This window comes from Herminiimonas sp. KBW02, from assembly GCF_003852535.1.
In the GTDB taxonomy this organism is placed as follows: domain Bacteria; phylum Pseudomonadota; class Gammaproteobacteria; order Burkholderiales; family Burkholderiaceae_D; genus Oxalicibacterium.
In genome coordinates this window covers 32,182-53,966 of the sequence record NZ_QAJP01000005.1, presented here as the reverse complement: position 1 = coordinate 53,966, position 21,785 = coordinate 32,182, and the positions used below count along the sequence as shown (strand labels likewise).

19 protein-coding genes are annotated in these 21,785 nt (G+C 53.2%); 5 read left to right on the top strand and 14 right to left on the bottom strand.

What is annotated here, in order from left to right; genetic code table 11:
• The first annotated feature begins 38 nt into the window (after window positions 1-38).
• From lptA to hpf, 4 genes are all read left to right on the top strand, one after another.
• Window positions 39-593, top strand: a complete 555-nt coding sequence (lptA, locus tag DBR37_RS09620) for a lipopolysaccharide transport periplasmic protein LptA (RefSeq protein ID WP_124574262.1) — start codon at window positions 39-41, stop codon at window positions 591-593.
• A 1-nt stretch (window position 594) separates the two neighbouring features.
• Complete coding sequence (lptB, locus tag DBR37_RS09615) at window positions 595-1,335, top strand: LPS export ABC transporter ATP-binding protein (protein WP_124574261.1); 741 nt, start codon at window positions 595-597, stop codon at window positions 1,333-1,335.
• Between the two features lie 18 nt (window positions 1,336-1,353).
• Entirely contained in the window at window positions 1,354-2,823 is a 1,470-nt protein-coding gene (locus DBR37_RS09610; protein ID WP_124574260.1) for an RNA polymerase factor sigma-54, read from the top strand.
• A gap of 104 nt (window positions 2,824-2,927) precedes the next feature.
• The gene (hpf, locus tag DBR37_RS09605) at window positions 2,928-3,281 is read left to right on the top strand and encodes a ribosome hibernation-promoting factor, HPF/YfiA family (RefSeq protein ID WP_124574259.1); all 354 of its coding nucleotides are present in this window, start codon (window positions 2,928-2,930) and stop codon (window positions 3,279-3,281) included.
• A 91-nt stretch (window positions 3,282-3,372) separates the two neighbouring features.
• On the opposite strand, the gene DBR37_RS09600 is transcribed toward hpf, so the two are convergent.
• From DBR37_RS09600 to DBR37_RS09570, 7 genes are all read right to left on the bottom strand, one after another.
• A complete protein-coding gene (locus tag DBR37_RS09600; RefSeq protein WP_124574258.1) occupies window positions 3,373-4,077 on the bottom strand; it encodes an energy transducer TonB in 705 nt (234 codons plus the stop codon).
• Window positions 4,078-4,125: 48 nt separating this feature from the next.
• Complete coding sequence (locus tag DBR37_RS09595; protein WP_158610245.1) at window positions 4,126-7,302, bottom strand: pilus assembly protein; 3,177 nt, start codon at window positions 7,300-7,302, stop codon at window positions 4,126-4,128.
• Window positions 7,303-8,970: 1,668 nt separating this feature from the next.
• Window positions 8,971-9,582 carry a hypothetical protein gene (locus DBR37_RS09590; protein ID WP_124574256.1) on the bottom strand — a complete coding sequence of 204 codons (612 nt, stop codon included), beginning with the start codon at window positions 9,580-9,582 and terminating at the stop codon, window positions 8,971-8,973.
• Window positions 9,576-10,688, bottom strand: a complete 1,113-nt coding sequence (locus DBR37_RS09585; RefSeq protein ID WP_124574255.1) for a PilW family protein — start codon at window positions 10,686-10,688, stop codon at window positions 9,576-9,578. The genes DBR37_RS09590 and DBR37_RS09585 overlap by 7 nt, the downstream gene beginning before the upstream one ends.
• Before the next feature lie 10 nt (window positions 10,689-10,698).
• The gene (gene pilV, locus DBR37_RS09580; RefSeq protein ID WP_124574254.1) at window positions 10,699-11,166 is read right to left on the bottom strand and encodes a type IV pilus modification protein PilV; all 468 of its coding nucleotides are present in this window, start codon (window positions 11,164-11,166) and stop codon (window positions 10,699-10,701) included.
• Window positions 11,160-11,750, bottom strand: coding sequence for a GspH/FimT family pseudopilin (locus tag DBR37_RS09575; protein WP_199739094.1), 591 nt, complete (start codon window positions 11,748-11,750; stop codon window positions 11,160-11,162). Before DBR37_RS09575 ends, pilV begins: the two co-directional genes overlap by 7 nt.
• Window positions 11,744-12,202: a type IV pilin protein gene (locus DBR37_RS09570; RefSeq protein WP_124574253.1), complete on the bottom strand. Its 459-nt coding sequence runs from the start codon at window positions 12,200-12,202 to the stop codon at window positions 11,744-11,746. Before DBR37_RS09570 ends, DBR37_RS09575 begins: the two co-directional genes overlap by 7 nt.
• A gap of 133 nt (window positions 12,203-12,335) precedes the next feature.
• Between DBR37_RS09570 and DBR37_RS09565 the strand changes: the two genes are divergently transcribed.
• Entirely contained in the window at window positions 12,336-13,463 is a 1,128-nt protein-coding gene (locus DBR37_RS09565; protein ID WP_370454244.1) for an enoyl-CoA hydratase/isomerase family protein, read from the top strand.
• A gap of 15 nt (window positions 13,464-13,478) precedes the next feature.
• Here the strand turns inward: DBR37_RS09565 and DBR37_RS09560 are convergent, their stop codons facing one another.
• The 7 genes from DBR37_RS09560 to DBR37_RS09530 are packed head-to-tail and all read right to left on the bottom strand — an operon-like array spanning window position 13,479 to window position 21,414.
• Window positions 13,479-14,627: a deoxyguanosinetriphosphate triphosphohydrolase gene (locus DBR37_RS09560; protein ID WP_124574252.1), complete on the bottom strand. Its 1,149-nt coding sequence runs from the start codon at window positions 14,625-14,627 to the stop codon at window positions 13,479-13,481.
• A 39-nt stretch (window positions 14,628-14,666) separates the two neighbouring features.
• On the bottom strand, window positions 14,667-16,382 hold the full coding sequence (gene aroKB / locus DBR37_RS09555) for a bifunctional shikimate kinase/3-dehydroquinate synthase AroKB (protein WP_233588333.1): 1,716 nt from the start codon (window positions 16,380-16,382) through the stop codon (window positions 14,667-14,669).
• A gap of 22 nt (window positions 16,383-16,404) precedes the next feature.
• The gene (gene pilQ / locus DBR37_RS09550; protein WP_233588332.1) at window positions 16,405-18,453 is read right to left on the bottom strand and encodes a type IV pilus secretin PilQ; all 2,049 of its coding nucleotides are present in this window, start codon (window positions 18,451-18,453) and stop codon (window positions 16,405-16,407) included.
• 47 nt (window positions 18,454-18,500) lie between these two features.
• A complete protein-coding gene (locus tag DBR37_RS09545; RefSeq protein WP_124574251.1) occupies window positions 18,501-19,055 on the bottom strand; it encodes a pilus assembly protein PilP in 555 nt (184 codons plus the stop codon).
• A complete protein-coding gene (locus tag DBR37_RS09540) occupies window positions 19,052-19,708 on the bottom strand; it encodes a type 4a pilus biogenesis protein PilO (RefSeq protein WP_124574250.1) in 657 nt (218 codons plus the stop codon). Before DBR37_RS09540 ends, DBR37_RS09545 begins: the two co-directional genes overlap by 4 nt.
• Window positions 19,709-19,723: 15 nt before the next feature.
• On the bottom strand, window positions 19,724-20,335 hold the full coding sequence (locus DBR37_RS09535) for a PilN domain-containing protein (protein WP_124574249.1): 612 nt from the start codon (window positions 20,333-20,335) through the stop codon (window positions 19,724-19,726).
• Entirely contained in the window at window positions 20,332-21,414 is a 1,083-nt protein-coding gene (locus tag DBR37_RS09530) for a pilus assembly protein PilM (protein ID WP_124574248.1), read from the bottom strand. Before DBR37_RS09530 ends, DBR37_RS09535 begins: the two co-directional genes overlap by 4 nt.
• Window positions 21,415-21,785: the final 371 nt, after the last annotated feature.

Genomic DNA, 21,785 nt, shown 5'->3' with positions numbered 1-21,785 from the left:
GACGACTTTTATCCGAAACAATCATTTAGAGAACTTTCATGAAACGTTTCCTCTCCGTAGCTCTGGTTCTCTGCGGCCTGGGCACTACCCTGGTCTCTTACGCTGAAAAAGCGGACGCGACCAAGCCCACCAATGTCGAAGCCAATAAAATGGAATACGACGACATCAAGCAAATCAACACCTTCACCGGCAATGTCGTACTGACACGCGGCACCATCCTGATGAAAGCCAACAAAATGGTGGTCAAACAAGACCCAGCCGGCTATCAATTCATCACGCTGTATGGCTCATCCGATGCACTGGCAAACTTCAAACAAAAACGCGATGGCGGCCCGGACCAATGGATAGAAGGCCAGGCCGAACGTATTGAATACGACGACAAGGCTGAAATCATGAAGCTGTACTCCAAGGCACGCATGCGTCGCCTGGAAAACGGCAAGCCTACCGATGAAGTCGAAGGCGAATTCATCTCCTACGATACCCGCGCTGAATTTTTTACCGTACATAACACTGCAAGCGGCGACAGCAAACAAGGCGGCGGCCGCATCAAGGCCGTGATCCAACCGCGTGCCGCAGATACAAAGGCAAAATAAGATGTCCAGCAAGCTGATTGTTAATGGATTACAAAAGAGCTACGGCGCACGCCAGGTAGTGCGCGATGTCGCGCTGCAAGTCGAAAGCGGCGAAGTGATTGGTTTGCTCGGCCCGAACGGCGCAGGCAAAACCACCTCCTTTTATATGATTGTGGGCCTGGTGCCATCCGACGCCGGCCGCATAGAACTGGATGGCGTTGATATCTCACGCCAGCCTATCCACAAGCGCGCACAACTGGGCTTGTCTTACCTGCCGCAGGAAGCATCGGTCTTCCGCAAACTGAGCGTAGAAGACAATATTCGCGCAGTACTGGAATTGCAGCGCGTCGATGGCAAGGCCCTCAACGGCGAGCAACTCGAACAGCGCCTGGATACCCTGCTGGCTGACCTGCAAATCGAAAAGCTGCGTGAAAATCAGGCCATGTCCCTGTCTGGCGGCGAACGTCGTCGCGTAGAGATCGCCCGCGCACTGGCAACCAATCCGCGCTTCGTGCTGCTGGATGAGCCGTTTGCAGGTGTCGACCCTATCGCCGTGATTGAAATTCAACGCATCGTGCGCTTCCTGAAAGAGCGCGGCATCGGCGTCCTGATCACCGATCACAATGTGCGCGAAACCCTCGGCATCTGTGATCGCGCGTACATCATCAACCAGGGCGCGGTCCTGGCCAGCGGACGACCGGACGATATTATCGCCAACGAGTCGGTCCGCCGTGTCTACCTGGGTGAACACTTCCGCATGTAAGCGGAAGAGAAAACATCTATGAAGCAATCCCTGCAACTACGAGTCTCCCAACATCTGGCGCTGACGCCACAACTGCAGCAGTCCATCCGCTTGCTGCAGTTATCGACTCTTGAATTGCATCAGGAACTGGAACAGATACTCACTGACAACCCGATGCTGGAACGTACCGATGATCCGCTGGATCACGCAGTGCGCCTGCTGGCCGACGGCGCCATGGGCGCCAGCGGTACCGCACCGGAAGGTGCCAGCGTCGAGGCCAATACACCAGCACCGGATAGCGAAGGCGGCTCTGAAGCACCCGATCTGCCGGAAGCCGCGAGCGGCGACAGCGACTGGAGTTTCGACGATGTCGCGCGCACCTCCAAGGCACCGGAAGACGATGATGGCCGGCCGCAACTGGAAGCGCATGAAACGACCTTGCGCGAACATCTGCTTGAGCAAATGCGCGTTACCGTCCGCGAGCACCGCGACCGTGCCCTGCTCGAACTCATCATCGACGCACTGAATGACAACGGCTATCTGGAAGAAACGCTGGAAGAAATCCATGCGCGCCTGCCGGAAGAGCTGGAAATCGAACTGGAAGAGCTGCAGATTTCCCTCAAAATGCTGCAGAGCTTCGACCCGCCGGGTGTAGGTGCACGTGATGCCGCCGAATGCCTGGCTCTGCAAATCAGGCGCATGCCCAAGGTCGCGATGGTAACGCGTCGCATGGCACTGGCAATTGTAGAAAATCACCTGTCGTTGTTTGCCCAACGCGACTTCAATAAATTACGCAAGGCACTGGATTGCGATGACGAAGACTTGCGCGAAGCACAAGCCATCATCAAGCAATGCAATCCGCACCCAGGTTCCATTTTTGCAACTGATGCTTCCGATTACGTAGTCCCTGACGTCATCGTCAAGCGTACGCGTAGCGGCTGGCAAGTCATGCTCAACCACGATGTGATGCCGCGTCTGCGCGTGAATAGCATGTATGCCAACATTTTGAAGCAAAGCAAAGGCGAGGCATCGCTTGGTTCTCAGTTGCAAGAAGCGAAATGGCTGATCAAGAATATGCGTCAGCGCTTCGACACCATATTGCGTGTCGCAGAGGCAATTGTCGAACGTCAAAGGAACTTCTTTTCGCACGGCGCGGTCGCAATGAGACCGCTTGTTTTACGTGAAATTGCTGATACACTGGGACTACACGAGAGTACTATTTCACGTGTAACCACCCAGAAGTACATGCTGACTCCCCACGGGATGTTCGAATTGAAATACTTTTTCGGCAGCCATGTCGCAACAGAAGCCGGTGGTGAAGCATCATCGACAGCGATACGGGCACTGATCAAACAATTGATAGGAGCTGAAGACCCGAAAATTCCATTCTCTGATAGCAAGATTGCCGACATGCTGGCAGAACAAGGCATGGTGGTAGCGAGACGGACAGTCGCAAAATATCGCGAAGCCCTGAAAATCCCACCGGTCAATCTGCGCAAGTCGTTGTAGATATCGTCCTTTGTAGTTTTTTGTTGTAGTAATACGTTGCTGTGTTCGGCGTAGTCACTTAACAAGACGCGCATAACCTCCAGTGACTTTCATAGGAGCACTGTATGAATCTCACAATCAGTGGACATCACCTCGAATTGACCCCCGCCATCCGCGAATATGTACAAGGTAAATTGGAGCGCATCAAACGACATTTTGATCACGTTATCGATATTGCAGTCATCCTGACTGTAGACAATCTCCCCGAGAAGGAAAAACGCCAAAGGGCAGAAATTAACTTGCGTGTGAGAGGCAAGGACCTGCATGCAGAAAGCATTGCAGATAATTTATACGCTGCCATAGATGCACTGATCGACAAACTCGATCGACAAGTCATCAAATACAAAACCAAACAGCAAGACCATCAACACGATGCGATCAAACGATTGCCGGATGCGTCAGATGCTGTAACGCCTTAAATAAAAGGCAGGCCGAACAAATCGGCCAGATGAAATGAAGGGCGCAAATTGCGCCCTTTTTTGTTTTGTAGTGCTTGCCAGATTCACACGCTTATTCAAGCTTCTTCGCGATGTTTTCGACTGCGCCACCTTCCAGCACGACTTCAATTTTGAGCTGACTCTTCACCGGCATCCCTGCCACTTTTCCAGGCTGGAATTTCGTTTTTGAGAAAGCATCCTTGATCAATTGCTGCGCGGGCTCGGGCAAGGAAGAGTTTTCCAGGATGACATCGTCAATATCGCCACTTTCATTGATGAGCAAATCCAGCACCGCAAGCTGCGACACTCCGCTCGCAAAGACTGCACTCAGATCGGGAGAGATATCGACCAGCACAGCGGGCTGTTCGGTCAGTTCGCCGGGCTGGAAGTAATAAGGTTTGGGTAATGCGATCAGATTAAAAGAGGCGGCAGCATCAGCATCCGCTGCGTCACGCGCTTGTGGCATACGGTCAGTCTGATCCGTTGCCGCAGCAGATTTTTCCATCACATCGGCAGTCGTGCTACGGTAAGCACCCATGCCTTCTTTCCCCGTCACGGCATGTGTCAGCATGGCCTCACGAGATGGCGCGGCTTCCTGCTGCACGTTCAGCAAGTCCACTATCATCGCCGACGATTCCGATGCATAGGTCGCGCCGCCGACACTGCCATGTACGGCATACACGAAGCCCACCGCCAAACCGCCATGGGCGAGCAATGACAACGCCATTGCCAGTCGCTCAGTAGCAGTTTTTTGTCGGATAAGGGCAAACATCTTCATGCAGAAATCCAGACGGGATGATGTCTTGCGCCATCATCCCGTCACATCTCAGGGTGCGTTCAGGACACGCCAGGATACGCGGCGAGTACCACTTCCCGGAGGAGGCTCAAGCGGCGGCGGTTTTACTATGGTTCCGCCAAGATCGGTACCGCTGGAAGCACCACTCGATGTACGGATCAGGGCCCGCACCGTACCATCTGCCTGCAATATCATGACTGGACGTGTGACCAGCCCTGATCCCAGACTGATTCCACTTACACCATTCGCCGTACTGACAGGAGCCCCGGTCAAATAATTCAGCGCATAGAGAAAACTGGCGGCAGTCCCGGTGGTAGGTCCGCAAGCACTGACGGTCGAGGCTTGCGGTGTAATCGTGGTGAATAGCAATGTTCCCAAAGCAAGTGAAGGGTCAGTACTTGAGCGCTCACCGCCACTCATGAAATCAATGTACCAGCCATTTTTAGTCGTCCAATCCACCGCATTGCTGGTACTGGTACGCACCTCCTGCTGTGCAATACAAACCGACGACGAGGTACCCTCAGGACAGACGCCACTCGTCATCGTTTGCACCACAAAATTACTGCTGCCTGTGCGTGGATTACCGAGCGTTACCGTATCCAGATTATCTTTGATTGCGTAAAAGGATTGTATGTTGCTATCGGTGACATCGGTCGTACCCAAATAACGTCCGGTACCGACATAGACCACTGGCTTGCCACTGAGCGTCGCAATCACTGGCTTCGCCGTCATTGGCTGGGCCCTGCCGCCAGCATCCGTCAGACTGACCAGCAACTGTGCGTCATATCCTGCCGCACCTATGTCATTATTAATATCGAAACGCCATACATTACCGAGCACATCCCCACCATATGCAGCGATAGCGGTACTGTCTGTCGATGATTGCAGTACATGCGCGGTGACACGTGACAAACCGCTCGGTGTCGTTGCACTACCGGCACTCGTCGCAATACTTCTGATGAGCTCACCTGTACCTGCATTCAACACATACAAACGACCTTTACCCACATCCGCACTGACCGTACCGTCGATATTGTTATATCCGGAAGGAAGCAAGACGACCCAGGTGCCATCCTTCAGTTTAGTGATGCTTGGATTGCCATAGGTGTAACCCAGGTTCTGATCCGTAAACTCCCACAACAATGCAGGGGATGCCGGATTAGTGATATCAAGCGCGAAGTAACCTTTGCCACCACGATTCAAACCGCCCACCAGAATGGTTTTCCACTGCCCTGATGTACAAGCGGTGGTTGGCGCCGTCGGACAGATGTCACCGGTTTCTGGCGAGTTATCGACGTAGAACTGGTGCTTGGTTGAATCGCTCGGATAATTTTTATCCGCCAGCTTGTACAAATTCGGCAAAACCATGCTCGGAATGTACGCCCACAACTCCTGGCCTGACGTTGCATCGAACGCATGCAACATCCCATCATTCGCACCTACGTAGACCGCGCCGGCACGGCTGGCCTTGTCTGTTTTAAACGCTGTGTAGTTGCTATCCAGATAGTTATACAAAGGTGTCTGGACATAGCGCGCTTCGGAAGAAACGATGTCGCCCAATACATGCGTGCGTTGACGATAATAATTCCCGTCATTGCTGCGGTCACCGCGCAAGAAGTTAACCAGGGCTTCACCCGCCGCGCCGCCGGTAGCGATTGTATTGTTGCTTTGCAAGGTAGTGCTCAAACAGGCGCCACCCGCCGGCGAACAGAATTGCGACAAGCCCGCGGTTGCCGACGCATAAGTAATCGCGGGCGCGGTGAAGAATGCTCTCTGCGCGTTGGACAAATTAGCCCATTCAAACGAAATCAATCCGGTCGAACCTTTGGTATAAATGGTTCGGGTAGTGAGCGGCACGACAGGCTGTCTGGATGCCGCAGTTTCATCCGCATTGACTACCGAGGTATGGGCATCATCTATTCCTGATGCATTGAAAGTAGCACCAGAGACATAGGCAGTATTCACCGTATAACAGCGATTACCCTGGCGGAAAGCGCTACCCACGACATAGCTGGTAGATGCCGTCCACGCTGTGGTGGCGCAGTCGAGCAAGCGCATGGCCGACCAGTTCTGCGCCGTCAATGTACCTTCAGGCGTAATTTGCTGGCGTATCAGTTCGCCGTACCATTCCACTGATTTGTACGAAGAACTGAAGACATAGTTATCACTTGCACTAACGTTAGGATTGCTGCTGGCTGCGGCCGCTGCAGTGCCAGGGCGCGGCGTATTGACGATCGTAGTCAAGGCACTGATCAGACTGCTCGACAAGGAAGCCGGATCGGAAGCACTGAAGTAAGCACCATGTCCATTGATCGCGGCATGCCACAAATCATCAATATTCGCATTCGAATTCGATGCAGGAATAGGCCAGGTACATGCGCCACTGCTTTGCCATGAACATATGCCGCTGGCAGGATTTGCAGTAGTGCCCTTTTTAATGTCGTAAAAATCGCCGCTGGTATCGTTCCAGTAATCCTTGCCGTCAGTCGGCGCATAGATCATTTGGCCTTGCGCTCCCAAACCCAGCGTAAACGTAGTCATATGCTGCGTAGTCGCCACGTCCAGACCATTCGCAGGAACATTGTTATCGCACAGATTATTTGCCGTCGTACTTGGAGCAATGATCGGGCCGGTACAAGTGCCTGTTGCATCAGCACCCGTGGCATCGGAATTGCGCAAATCCGTGTTGTAGTAATACGCAGCTACGTCAGCCAGGGTGTCCGAAGTTCCGCCACTACTGGATATCGTACGACAAGCCTTTGCCGCCCCTACCGTATATGTCGGCGCGACTGATTTGGCAATCGGAGTACACGTGGTCGCGGATGCCCATGTACTATCGACATACTGACAATCACTTCCGTTACTGATGCTCCAACTGCCGCTCCCGCTACTGTAACTAATCGCGCAGCTCGATACATTGGTCCAGGTCGACCAGTTGTAACGACATTGCGTATTGTTGTTGGCCTGGCAGGTGGTGGCATTGGTCCAGTTCCCTTTGCCCGATTTAAGTTGCAAAGCACCTGTGCGTTGTTGCAAGGTACTTGTTTGCGCCTGGAGTTGCGGCGTACCGCCATCACTGTATGGCGCGCCCAATCCTACGTCCTGATTCCCCACCGATGTAGAACCGTCCAGTTTTGAGCCGGCACTTCCGTTCCAGAAACCATCCGTCGATAAGATCGTATAGTTTTGCTGACAAGAGTATTGCATCGGATCTGATACTGTACTGCCGCGGTAACTATTGCCATTGAGTGTTCCCCCATACAAGCGACCCGCAGTTGAGAGCGTCTCACGCAAACCCGTCCCGTTTTCAGGATCTGCGCTAATAAGTTTGTTGTACCAGCTGTACTTATGCGCGCCGGAAAATTCACCCAAATTCAAATAGTCGCTATCAGTATTGTTATTGATGCTCATGTAGCCTAAGCGAAAGCGAGAAACATTGTTTGCAATGTCAGCGGCTGAATCAATTGTCGCAAAGGCATTGCTGGCCGCCGTTTTCATCATTTGCATACGCGTCCTGTAATACGTCCACCAGTTCGCGTAATTGGTCATTTCTTCATTGTAGGTACACGTGGTACCCGCGCAGTCTGTACGAGCTGCAGCCTTCACACTGGTACCAGGATACGGATAGCTGTTTACGGTCGGAACGATCGTTGTCCGTATGTTTTGTCCTTGAATCGACGTATCCGGAACAGCAAAGGATGTCGTCGTTATCGTCATGGAAGCACTTTGCGTCACCACGGGGGCGCTGGTACTCACCGCTCCCGGCGCAAGAGTGACTACAACAGCATCCTGGCACTGAACGCGATTCCGCCCCGTGCTGACACTCGTACATGTCGCTGCCAAATACCAAGCCCCATATGTACTGCCAAAATCACCTGAATCTCGGCGCAATAATTGATATGAAGCACTGTAGCCGCTAATAGCACAAGTCCCTGTGGTGGTAACACTGCAAGGATTTATTCGCGAAACAATATTCTGCGCGATAGTCGCTGGGTTAGTGGAAACCGTACCCGTGCTGTTAGACAATATTTCGAAACCGTTCACGCGGACACTACTCACACTCGTCGATGAAGAGCCTGTAATCGCGATTGTCGCTATTGCTGGCGATGGAGCTCTAACCCAGGTGTAGTTATTACCGAAAGTCGCACGACACGCAGTCAGTGTGCCATCTGTACACCAGCGGACTGTCGCCGGGAATGGATACGTTGCCGTCGGTGCCGTCGCATCAATACAGATCGCCAGATTAGGACTCGTACAGTACTGTCCGGGTACCATGGTGTAAAAGTAAGGCGGTGTTGTCGTATTCGTCCGCAAATTAGATGTACCGGTGATTTGCACGCCATAAGCATCGTTCTTGACAGCGCCCCAGTTAGTACCACCCGTCGCGGCCGAAGTCCCGGTCTGACTTGGATAGGTCGTCGTATTCAGTACACCGGCACTATCAACAGCAACCGGAGGAACATATTTGACCGCTGGGTTGTAGTACATGCCGTTATACGCAGCGTTCCTGAACCAATACTCTGGTCGCGCCGACGAAGTGCTTTGCCCTACACTGCCGCATGAAGAATTCCGCGAAGAACTGGCGGCGCAGGCCCAATCCGGCATGAAGTCCCAATCCATACTTCCTGAATCATCGAGGATAAAGAAGACATTCGGCTTTACGTCAGTTGAACTAGGAGCCGAGTAAGTGTTCAACGGGGTAGTCGAAATATCCGTTACTGCCGCATGCGCGGGAACGAAAAGAGCCAGAGCAATCAGCAATGCACTGACATCTTTGGACACTGAATGAGTCTTCATGGAAATCCCCTGAATTTGCAACACATCTTGCACGTCTACAAGAAGAATAATTTGTGCTATCTGCGTGAGACCAGGCCCCTACATCGACACCATGGCCTGCACATAACTGACCGTATTTTTTGGACCTGTCACACGAACCGTGATCCGGTAATACACCACCGATGGCGCATTCAATTGAATTTCAACCCCTTCGTTATTCCCGGTTGCCGTGGTGACGACGGGCGATGCAGAACAAGAGGCGCCTGTCGTTTTACCACCTGCGTTATTGCACATGCGATCGATCACATACGAAACGACGTTGCCAGCCTCGTCAGCCGAGCCATTCCTCAGGGTCATTTTCCGGTTCTCGAGATTCGCTACCCAATACGCGTCCCAGGACTGTCCCGCAGCCGGATTCAATCCTGCTGAGCTACCGTTCGCGGCGTAGCCATTTCCTGCACTGTCCGTTTCCAGCGTCACACTGGATGCACCCTGCAGAAAAGTAATCCCGGCCTCAACCCCGGCATCCGCGGAACGGGTTGCCGCCTGCTGGAAGGCCAGATTGCCGGCAATAAGATTGGTGGTATCCACCGAGCGCATCAGCGCCAGCCCAGCCAAAGTCATCGCGACCAATACAATCAGCGCAATGATCAGCACCAGGCCGCGTTGCCTGTCACGTCGTACAAGGGAAAATGTGGCTGGTCTTAACATCCTATTGGTACTCCCATCCACGCCACATTACGTATCGGCACGACTGTCTGAAATACTTTGTATCGGTAATGCTTCCACGGCTCGTCCGCTACGGCATCGGGCCCCAGGTATCCGGTGTTGGCGACGATGGGATCCGTGTCATTCCCGGCCCAGCTAGGCGCATTTACCGGACTGCCGGCATTGACGGTGGTGGTAGTCACCACATCTTTTTCATACTGACTGTTACGCGCTACGATAGCCAGGCGGATGGCAGAAATGCGCGCCCAGCCACAAGCCGTCGACGGCTGGGTCTGATCAAAGACGTCCGGAATGGCATCCATGGTGCCACTTGTATCACGTGCATATTGCGCCTTCATGCTGGCGATATTGCTTGCGATCGGCACCCAAATCGATACGTTGTCCTTGTTGGCGTCCAGTCCGCAATCGTTGAGCATGTAGTCACATACCGTCAGATTCCCGCCGCGCACGGCATACGCCAGCACCGTAGGATTCGGCCCCAGGTTGTACAAGGCGGCACCTGCCGAACCCGTTTCCACAGTAACGGTGTTAGTCGATACCGCAGTGACACGATCTATGATCAATGCACCACATACGGCAGGAGAGGCAATGACTTTATCGCCGACGCCATTGGCACCTGGTGTAAAGGAGCTCGGCATTTGCACCGTATATACCGGTGCTGCCTGCGCTGTAATGACGTTGCCCTGCGGCTGTCCATTCGGATTTCCATAAATGACCAACAAGCGATCCGTATTCAAATCTCCGATCGGGATAATCGCGGCATCAGGATTAATCGTTACTGGCGCAAGCGGCACTGCGGTAGCGATATTCACGTTAGAAGCGATGGGCCAACGCAAACTGCAATTCATCAGATTAACAGCTGCAATGCCATAGCCAGCCTGGCCAATTTCATGCTGTAGTTGATACATCATGAGCGCGCCATTACTCTGTGCATCGCCACCGCTGGTGGTCGTGCGCTTGCGCCCTTCTGATAACGCAAACACCTGCAAAATAACGATGACAGCCAGCATCCCGATGGCAAGACCCACCATGATCTCGACCAGACTGAAACCAGAGGCGCGAGGAGAAGATTTCAACTTGCTAGACAATTTACGCTCCTCACCTTATCTGCGCGACGGTGACATATTTATGTACCGGTGATGACGCGTCATCACCTGGAGCACGCCAGAATATGGTCATCGTTACGGTGCCATCATTCACACCACCCAATGAAGTCACGTTCACTGTCGGCTGATTTTCATCCGCAGTAACTCCAGGCAATGTTGCCACCACGGCAGCTTTCCAGTTGGTCAACTCTGTCGATGTGCCACTGGTGGTATCAAAGTTGGCTTTTAAAGCAGCCGGGGTTCGATTGCTGACCCACATCGTGCCCATCAGCTGATTCGCCAGCATGCTGGCATCCGAGCGATATTTGGCGTCCGTTACTTGTTTAACCGCCACGCCTTGCATCCCGACCAGCGCCAATATGCCGAGGGAAAAAACCAGAATGGCGATCAAACCCTCCAGCAACATGATCCCTGCCTGCTTATCCAAAGCAGGTCGCTGTATGAATTTTTTTCTCAACATGCTTGGGCATCCCCAGACCGAGTGAGCGCCGGATCGCACATACGGACCTGACCACCCGGCGTCACCACTACGCGCAAACAACGCATGGACCCGCTTACTGCAGCGCAGGTACCGCCATCCGGATTGGTGACATCGAAAGCGGCGTTATGTCCGGCTGGCAAAGTGGCCGTCGTTACACGCCCCAGACTATTGAAACTCAGGATGGAATCAAAAACCGGTGTACCCGCTGCCAGGCCGGTCGTCGCAACGACTTCTGAAGTAACCACCCGAATATTGGACGATCCGTTCGTACCGGCCCGAGTCTGGATACTGGCGGGGCAATCATTGGTCGCCGTCTGGCAACCGACCACCCAGGAGGTGCCCGCACCCAGAGCAAACTGCACATTGGTATTGCGACGCACTGCTTCCACCCGCGCCAGGCTGAGGCCATTCTGGATCGCCTCGGCAGAAGTACGGATTTTGCTGTTCTGCATAAAAGTGCTGAAATTAGGTACCGCAATCCCCAGCAAAATGGCAAAAACCGCCAGCCCGACCATCAATTCGATCAGGCTCACACCGCTCTGCAGATAACGCTGCTTCAGCACACGCCACCTTTTCTCGTAACCCAGCAATTGGCATTGCCGGTCCAGCCTGAAGGCGCACCGGAAGTCATCGTGGTCGCCTTGGTATTGTTTTGATCTATCGTATAAACAAAGCCGTTCATCGAACCGGTGCCCACCGCCTCTATCGTATAGGCCGTTGTTGTTCCGGCCACACCGTAGGTCCCGCCGCAATCAAAGGTGAAATATTTGCTGGAGCTGGAAACACAAGGCGGGGCGTTGACATAGGTATGGTTATCCTGGAAAAACTGCTCCATCTGTACACGTTTAGTGGCCAGCGTAGAAGTCGCCTCCGGGATTTTCCCTCGCGTTACGTAATCGGTATAAGCCGGCACCGCAAAAGAAGCGAGGATGCCGATGACGGCTACCGTCACCATCAGTTCTATCAGGGTGAACCCTAGGCAGGCAGGCGATTTGGGGCAAGTTATATGTTTCATAGGAGCTTTCTTATAGTTAACATTAATTTAAACCAACTGCTTTCCAGCGCCAGAACGATCCGACAAACGGTGCAATCCGGCTCCTTAGTGGTTGCGCTGAATTGCCCTCCCTGCAACAACATAAGCCGATAAAATGGGCGAACTTTACTTACTCGATCACCGCATCATGTCTGAACAACACATACGCTCTACTGTTGAAAATGGCCTCGCGCGCCTCACCCTGGACCGCCCCGACGCCATGAACTCCCTGTCCTTGCCTATGGTGCGTACGCTGGCCGAGCATCTGGCCGCCTGGCAAGATGACGCAGCGGTGCGCGCCGTCGTCATCGACAGCAGCCTGCCCAAGGCATTTTGTGCCGGTGGTGACATCCGTTTCTTCCATGAAGTGGCGCAAGGCGGCTTAACCGGTGGCAGCGCCTTGCTGGAGGATTTTTTCACCGAAGAATATGCGTTGAATCATTTGATCCACCACTATCCAAAACCGTATATCTCGGTACTGGACGGCATCGTCATGGGTGGCGGCATGGGCATCGCGCAAAGCAGCGCATCGGCCAGCATCCGTATCGTCACCGAACGTACACGGATGGCAATGCCGGAAGTGAATATCGGCTTGTTTCCGGATGTGGGCGGCGGCTACTTCCTGTCGCGCCTGCAAGGCGAACTCGGCACCTATCTCGGCCTGACCGGGGAAATCGTCGGTGCGGCAGATGCCCTGTACGCCAATCTGGCGGATGTATTTGTGCCACGGGCTGAACTCCCTGCCTTGATGGCTTTGCTGGCATCAATCAATGGTGATCAATACCGCCAGGCGATAGAGGATTTCGCGGCACCGTTTACATCACAAATCGATCCGGCCGGCAGCTTGCTGGCCAGACAGCACGCCCTGATCGATCGCCATTTCGCGCACGACCACGTTGCAAGCATCGTCGCATCGTTGACAGCAGACAGCGATCCGTTCGCGCAAAAGACGCTGGAGATTATGCGTAAGCGCTCACCGCTGATGATTCATGTGTCGCTGGAACAAATACGCCGTTCGGCACAAATAGAATTGGCAGATTGCCTGCGTCTGGAGCGCACCATGGTGCGTCGTTGCTTTGAACACGGCGAGACCGTCGAAGGCATACGTGCACTGGTTATCGATAAAGACCTTGCGCCGCAATGGCGACCTGCGACGCTGGAAGAAGTGACGCCGGAAATGGTCGCGCCATTTTTTACCTCAGCCTGGCCGGCCTATGCACACCCGTTACGCAAGCTGACTTAAGTCAGCGTTGACGCCTTACATCTCATCGATCATGAACAGTCGTTTATGTTCGCGTATCGCGTAGCGATCCGTCATCCCCGCGATGTAATCCGACACCTTGCGCGCCTGAGCTGAAACAGCCTGGGGATCATCGCTCCTGGCCTGCTGATAATCCGGCGGCAGCAGATTCGGCTCGCGCATAAAGGTATCAAACAATTCGGCGACGATGCGACGCGCCTTGCTGGTCATGCGATTGACCTGATAGTGCTGATACAGCTTGTCACGCAGAAAACGTTTCAGCAAGGCCGCTTCAACACGCATCTCATCGGAAAAGGCAATCAACGCTGGCGCATTGCGCACATCGTCTATCGACTTCAATTGCGCTGCCTGTATGCGCTGTTGCGAAGTTTCTATGACATCGACGATGAGTGCGTTGATCATGCGACGTATCGTTTCATTGATCGCACGTCGTCCGGTGATGCCGGGAAACGCCAGCTCGACCTGATAGCGATGACGCGCATAAAAATCAATTTCATCCAGCTGCGCCGTCTTCAGCAAACCCGAACGCAAACCATCGTCGATATCGTGGTTGTTGTAGGCGATCTCATCGGCGAGATTCGCCAGTTGCGCTTCCAGGCTCGGCTGCTTTCTGAGTATGAAACGCTGCCCTATCGCATCCAGCTTCTTAGCGTTCGCCAGCGAACAATGCTTCAGTATGCCTTCACGCGTTTCAAACATCAGGTTCAAACCGTCGAACGCGCCATAGCGCTGCTCCAGCGTATCGACTACACGCAGGCTTTGCAGATTGTGTTCGAAGCCACCGTAATCGCTCATGCAGGCGTTCAGCGCATCCTGTCCGGCGTGGCCGAAAGGCGTATGCCCCAGATCGTGCGCCAGCGAAATAGCTTCAACCAGATCCTCATTCAATTGCAAATTACGCGCAATTGAGCGTGCGATCTGCGCCACTTCTATGCTGTGCGTCAGACGCGTACGGAATAAGTCACCTTCGTGATTAACAAATACCTGGGTTTTGTATTCCAGTCGGCGAAAGGCCGCAGAGTGAATGATGCGATCGCGGTCGCGTTGAAATTCGGTACGCGAAGAAGTGGACGGTTCAGTATGGTGGCGACCCGCCGATGTATCGGAACGGGCCGCGTAAGGCGCGAGATGAGCCTCGATATTCATGTCAGGACAGTGCCAGACACATAGTCATCTGATGAGTGATCAGGAGACGCATGCGCTTAAAGTTTGCAACAACGCTTCTTGCGGCACCGGCATGATGACCGAAGTACCCAAGGGCTTGAGCAGGATGAATTTTATTTGGCCGCCTTCATTCTTTTTGTCGACTTCCATCAATTCCAGCCAGCGTTCGGTGCCGAGATCGGGCGCGACCGTTGGCAAACCAGCGGCTTTGACCACGGCGGCGATTCTGTCTTTTGTTTGCGCATCGATGAAACCAAGGCGATGCGACAAATCCGCCGCCATCACCATACCGCAGCCCACCGCTTCGCCATGCAACCAGACGCCGTAACCCATGCCTGCTTCGATCGCATGTCCGAAGGTATGGCCGAAATTCAGGATCGCGCGCAAGCCGCCTTCGCGTTCGTCCTGGCGCACCACGTCTGCCTTGATCTCACACGAACGTTTGATGGCATAGGCCAGTGCTGCCGGATCTTTCGCTACCAGCTTGCCGATATTGGCTTCTATCCAGTCAAAAAACGGTGCATCTATAATCGCGCCGTGCTTGATCACTTCCGACAGACCGGACGATAACTCACGATCAATCAGGGTATTCAGGGTCGCCGTATCAGCAATGACCGCTTGTGGCTGATAGAACGCTCCTATCATGTTCTTGCCCAGCGGATGATTGATGCCGGTTTTGCCGCCCACCGACGAATCAACTTGCGACAACAAAGTAGTCGGTACCTGTATGAACGGCACGCCGCGCATATAAGCTGCCGCAGCAAAACCAGTCATATCGCCAATCACGCCACCGCCCAATGCAATCAGGGTCGTCTTGCGATCGCATTTTTCCGCGAGCAAGGCGTCGAAGATTTTCATCAGGTTTTCCCAATTCTTTTCTTCTTCGCCATCCGGCAACACGATCTCTGTTACCTGCTTGCCAGCCGCGCGCAGCGACTTGCTGACCTGCTCCAGATACAAAGGCGCCACCACAGTATTGGTCACAATGGCAACGCGTGAGCCCGCCACGTGCGCAGCCAGCAAAGCGGAATCGCCGAGCAGGTTTTGCCCGATGGTGATCGGGTAGCTACGCGCACCCAGATCAACCTGCAAGGTGTTCGAAGTAGAAGAAAGCGGAGACGTCATGGAATGTTTCGATAAAGAATGATGATCCTGTAGTGCAGCTGTCGGTGCTTCCGCCTGTAAATGTTCAGGGCCAAGCTGGGACAAAATGGACTGCATCAGGAATTGTACGTTAGGACGCCCGGTGTCGATGACGATGTGCGCAACCTCATTATAGAGCGGCTCGCGTATGCGCGATAATTCCTCTATGGTTTTACGCGGGTCGCCGGTCTGCAATAGCGGGCGATTCTTGTCGTGACTGGTACGCTGGACGATGCTGTTGACGCTGGCACGCAGGTAAATCACGGTGCCGCGGGATTTGAGATAGGCACGGCTCTCTGCATTCAGCACAGCGCCGCCGCCTGTTGCCAAAACAATATCTTGCTGCGCGGTCAGGTCGCGGATGACTTCCGCTTCCCGCTGTCGAAAGGCCGCTTCGCCTTCGATTTCAAAAATCAGCGGGATAGTCGCGCCCGTGCGCTCTTCGATTTCGTGGTCGGAATCGATGAATCGTTTGTTCAGCCTTTTTGCCAGCGCACGACCGACTGTCGTTTTGCCGGCACCCATCAGACCGACCAGAAAAATGTTTCCACCCACGTTACACAAACTCTCTTTACCAGGTGCAGCAGCCGACATGGCGCTGCCTATAAGCGGCATCCTACCTGATTGAGACCTTGTCAGTCAGAATTTTAGGTGTCAGGAAGATCAGCAATTCAGTCTTGTCGTTGGTGCGACCCGTGGTTTTGAACAAATTACCAAAGACCGGGATATCACCGAAGAATGGCACTTTTGACACTGAATCACGCTCCGTTTGCTGGAAAATACCGCCGATCACCACGGTACCGCCGTTATCGATCAGGACCTGGGTTTTCACGTGTTTGGTATCAATCGCAAAGCCGGAACGGGTTTCAACACCGACCGTATCCTTATTCACGTCTACGTCCAGGATCACATTACCGTCAGGTGTAATCTGCGGTGTCACTTCCAGCTTCAGGTTCGCTTTGCGGAAAGACACGCTGGTCGCGCCGCTACTGGTCGCTTGTTGATACGGCAACTCCGTACCTTGCTCGATCAGGGCTTTCAATTGATCAGCAGTAATGACACGCGGGCTGGAGATGACTTTACCTTTACCGTCCGCTTCCAGTGCCGACAATTCCAGGCCAATAAAGCGGGTCGCCGCCGCATTGAACAGGGTCAGAGCGACCGAACCTGGAGTGTTGCTGTTAATCGCGCTCGCTGGCAAATTGACCGCACTGCCCCCTATCGTCGGCTGCCCCACGGCAGTAGTCGTGCTGGTTTGGCGGCCACCCAGCTCAAAATTGCCCTGGTTAGAGACGCCGAAGGACAACTTCGCACCAAGGCTGCTGCTGAACTTGTCATCCGCTTCGACGATACGCGCCTCGATCATCACCTGGCGGGTCGCAATATCAGTCTTCAGTACCAATGCACGAATTTCTTCGAGTTTGGATGCAATATCTGTAATGAACAGCTGATTGGTACGTGGATCAACCACTGCACTACCACGCTTGGTCAGGATGCTGCGGCTACCGCCATCAATACCGAAAATCTGTTTGAACGATTCCGCTTTTTGATAATTGAGCTGGAAGGTTTCTGTCTTGATTGGTTCCAGTTCTGCAATTTGTGCGCGCTGTTCCAGCTCCAGTTTTTCTTTGGTCAGCAACTCATCACGTGGCGCGATCCACAGCACGGAGCCGTTCTTGCGCATATCCAGACCCTTGGCCTGCATCACGATATCCAGTGCCTGATCCCAGGGCACATCCTTCAGACGCAAAGTCAGGTTGCCGCTGACGGTGTCGCTGGTAATGATGTTCAGGCCGGTAAAGTCGGCAATGACTTGCAGTACAGCGCGCACTTCCACGTTCTGGAAATTCAGCGACAGTTTATCGCCACGATAATCACGTACGCCCTGGCCGAGCTTGTTCGGCTCTTCCTTCAATGGCTTCACTTCGATGACCAGTTGGGTATCGCTCTGATAGGCGCTGTGCTCCCACGAACCCTTGGGCTCAATGGTCATGTGCACGTTATCGCCTTGTTGTGTGGTCGTGACTATATTCACCGGGGTACCGAAATCAGCCACATCCAGACGACGGCGCAATACTTCCGGCAAAGTCGCTTTCATGAAATCGACTTCGATTTTTTTACCTTGTTGACGAACGTCTACAGCAACCTGGTTGTTAGGTAAATCGACGACGATACGACCTTCACCGTTATTGCCACGACGAAAATCGATATCACGCAAGGCTTGTCGCCCTGCATTTGTCTGTGGTGTCGGAACCGGCAAGCCAATGGCATTCAGCGGCGTCGGAATCGCGCCTGTGCCATCTATCGTGACGATGACCGTATTGGCATCGACAGTCGTTGCGTAGTTGAGAGGACGCGTCAGATTAAAAACCAGGCGTGAACGATCGCCGACCTGGACAATATTGGCGTTGCGTACGTCGCCCAGACCAATATCCTGCAGACCTTTGCCGGTTCCATTCGCGGTATTGGCGAAATCCAGTGCGATGCGGGCCGGGCTATTAATCGTAAATCCGACCGGCGGTTTGGCCAGCGGGTTCTTCAATGCGACTTTCACGACGATATTGGAACCTTGCTGATTCGCCGTGATGGATTGAATCGCGTTTTCCTGTGCGGTGGCTACACCGCCGATGAATAAGAGACCGACAAACGCAGAAAGTCGCCACATTTTTTGCACCATCCCTTGAGAACTTTTGAATTGTTTTTGTAGCGTGATCATTTTTGCGACTCCTGCAACTCCAGCTTGGCTTCACGCTCGACCCAGTCACCGGCCGCATCCTGAACTACTTCCTTCAACGACACATCACCATCAGTAATTTTTGTCACCATGCCGAGGTTTTGCCCGACGTAGTTGCCCACCTTGACCTGGTAAATCGACTTATCGACTTGCAGCAAGGCATAGGTCAAACCGGGCTTGGTCAGTGTGCCGACCATGACCACGGTATCCAGCGGAAAACTTTCCAGTGCCTCACGACGTCTATCCAGATCCGGACGTATGGTGCCGCCATCCTTGCGCGCCTTGGCTAAAGCCATCGCCAGTTTATTCGGGCTATACGGATCTTCGCGATTCTTGGCGTCGTAGCTGAACGGCGTAAATTTTTTCGGTTCGGATAAGGGCTTGATGGATACACGCGTCTGCTGACGCACCTCCTTCATCCACTGGCTGACATCAGCAGTGCCGCTATCGCCGCAAGCGGAAAGGCTCAGCGCCAGTACAAGCATGGTGGCGGACTTAGTGACGGGGATACGGGTAGAGATAGGCATCATCATTTGCCACCTTTTTTGTTGCCTGCAGCCGCTTTACGTTGCGCCGCGACTTCCTCTTCATCCAGATAACGGAAGGTCTTGGCTACCGCATCCAGGGTCAGGGTATTACCCTTCGCCACCACCAGATTCATATTGTTCAGGGTCACAATCCGCGGCAAATTCGCGATATCGCTGGAGAATGCGCCGACGTCGTGATAACTGCCGGTCACCTTGATCACAATCGGCAACTCGGCGTAGTAATCACGCACCACGACTTGTCCTGGCTTGAACAATTCAAAAGCAAGTCCGCGCCCCAGACCAGCCTGGTTAATGTCTGATAACAAGGCATCCATCTCAGCCTTGCTCGGCAATTGTTTTTCCAGGGTGGAAACGTATTCGTTCACCTGTTCTTTTTGCTTGCGCAAACCGACCAGGTTGATAGCCTGCTGCACCTTGGACTTATACGCATCCTTCAGCGTTACCTCTTCAGCCACTGCGCGATCCAGTTCGTCGAGCTGATCACTCCAGTACAGATACCAGCCTACCCCGAGCACCGCCACCATCACACCTGCGGCACACAACATGCGCGGCACTATCGGCCACTGGCCAGGATGCAAGCCGTTCAGGTCACGGAACTGTGAGCTGATCGATTCCCCAATATTTTTCAGATCTGCCATGGTGCCTGTCTCATATCAAGGTTTCCGTGGCGCAGCGACTGGCGCAGCGGCAACGGCGGGATCCTGGTCACGTGGACGCTTGATGCCGGCATTGATGGTGAATTCAAAGACTTTCTTCGCATCCTTGCCCGCGCCGATGCCGGTGGAACGAATTTCGATCAAGTCCGGACGCTCCAGCCACGGCGAGTGATTGCCCAGATTGCGCAACAATTCAGATACGCGCTCATTCGACTGGGCGTAGCCATTCAGGAGTACACGTTGCCCATCCTGTTTAAAGGATTTCAGATAGACGCCTTCCGGCACTTGCTGTGCCAACTCATCCATCAGGTACACCGGCTGGTTGCGATCGCTTTGCAAATCTTCTACCGCTTGCTGACGCGCCTTCAGTGCTTCGATCTCCTGCTTCAGATTCGCCACTTCCTTGATTTCACCATCAAGTCGTGTGTTCTCTGCCTTGATGAACATATTGCGCGCCTGTTGTTCTGACAGTTGCGCGGAAAAGTAAGTACCGACCGCGATCACGATCAAGGCGCCGAAAATCCCGCTCAACAGCATCAATGCAACAAAATCCTTTTGTCGCTGTTTGCGCCGCTCTTCACGATGCGGTAATAAATTGATACGGATCATCGGTCAAACCTCCGCATCGCCAGACCACACGCCACCAGGTATGCGGGCGCTTCGATACGCAACTGCTTCTCACGCACATTTGAACTCAACTGCATGCCCTTAAACGGACTGACTACCGAAGCCGATAATTTGGTGCGATTCGCAACGGTATCCACCATGCCCGGAATAATCGCGCAGCCGCCAGCCAGGAATAACTGGTCGACACGGGTATAGGGAGTGGAGGTAAAGAAGAACTGAATCGCGCGTGTTACTTCCTGCGCCGCCGTTTCCAGGAAAGGCTCGAGGATTTCGGTCTGATAACCGTCCGGCAAATCATTGTTACGTTTTTTGACTTCAGCTTCTTCATACGACAAGCCGTAGGTCCGCACTATCTCTTGCGTCAATTGATGACCGCCAAACGGTTGTTCACGCTCGTAAATCAATTGGTCGTCCAGCAACATGGATACATGCATGACTTGCGAGCCGATCTGGAACAACGCCAGGATTTGTCCTTTGGCACGATTCGGCATTTGCTCGGTCAGGCGGGAGATCGCTGCACGCGCAGCATAAGACTCTATGTCCATGATGGTCGGCTTGAGGCCTGCAGCTTCGGCAACAGCAACCCGGTCTTCGACTTTTTCCTTGCGGGTTGCGGCGAGCATGACTTCGACGTCATCCGGCGAATTATCAACCAGACCGATCACATCAAAGTCGAGGCGCACTTCATCCAGCGCAAACGGAATGTACTGGCTGGCCTCGGTTTCGACCTGCAATTCCAGTCCCTCTTCCGACAAATTGCTGGGAAGTATGATTTTTTTGGTAATAACGGAAGCGGGCGGCATACCCATGGCTGCTACCTTGGCGCGCGTGCCACTTTTTTTCCACACGCGCAGCACGGCATCCGACACCTGATCGATATTTTCGATATTACCGTCCACCACCGCACCACGCGGCAATGGTTCTGAGGCGAAACACTCCAAACGCAGCTCGTTTTTCCCAACCTCGGACAATTCAACGAGTTTCACCCCGGAACTACTAATATCCAAACCTATCAATGGCGGATTTTTCTTGCCGAATAATGAGCCAAAATCTAAAGCCAAGGGCAGTTCTCCCCAGAAACGTTGTTTAGTATGTGAACGCCATGCCGTTTAGCTTGTCAAAAACCCGAGCGGAATGAAAAGTATGATTTTTTTAATAAAAATCGTTTAAAAACTTATATTTAGAGCACATTGGTAAAACGTTACATTAAATCGTAGCAACAAGCCTTCAAAAGTGTAAAGCACTTTCCACAAAGTAATTTGCAAATCCGTTGCCAAAAATCCACGCGGAAAAACCGATGTTGCAATTAGCGCGGTTTTAGAACTTATTTCGCAAATAATCACGTGATCACTGGCGCATATTTTTATTAAACGAGTTCTTGTAACAATCACGCCCCCACGCGGCAGACAGCTATAATGGCTCGAATATCGAC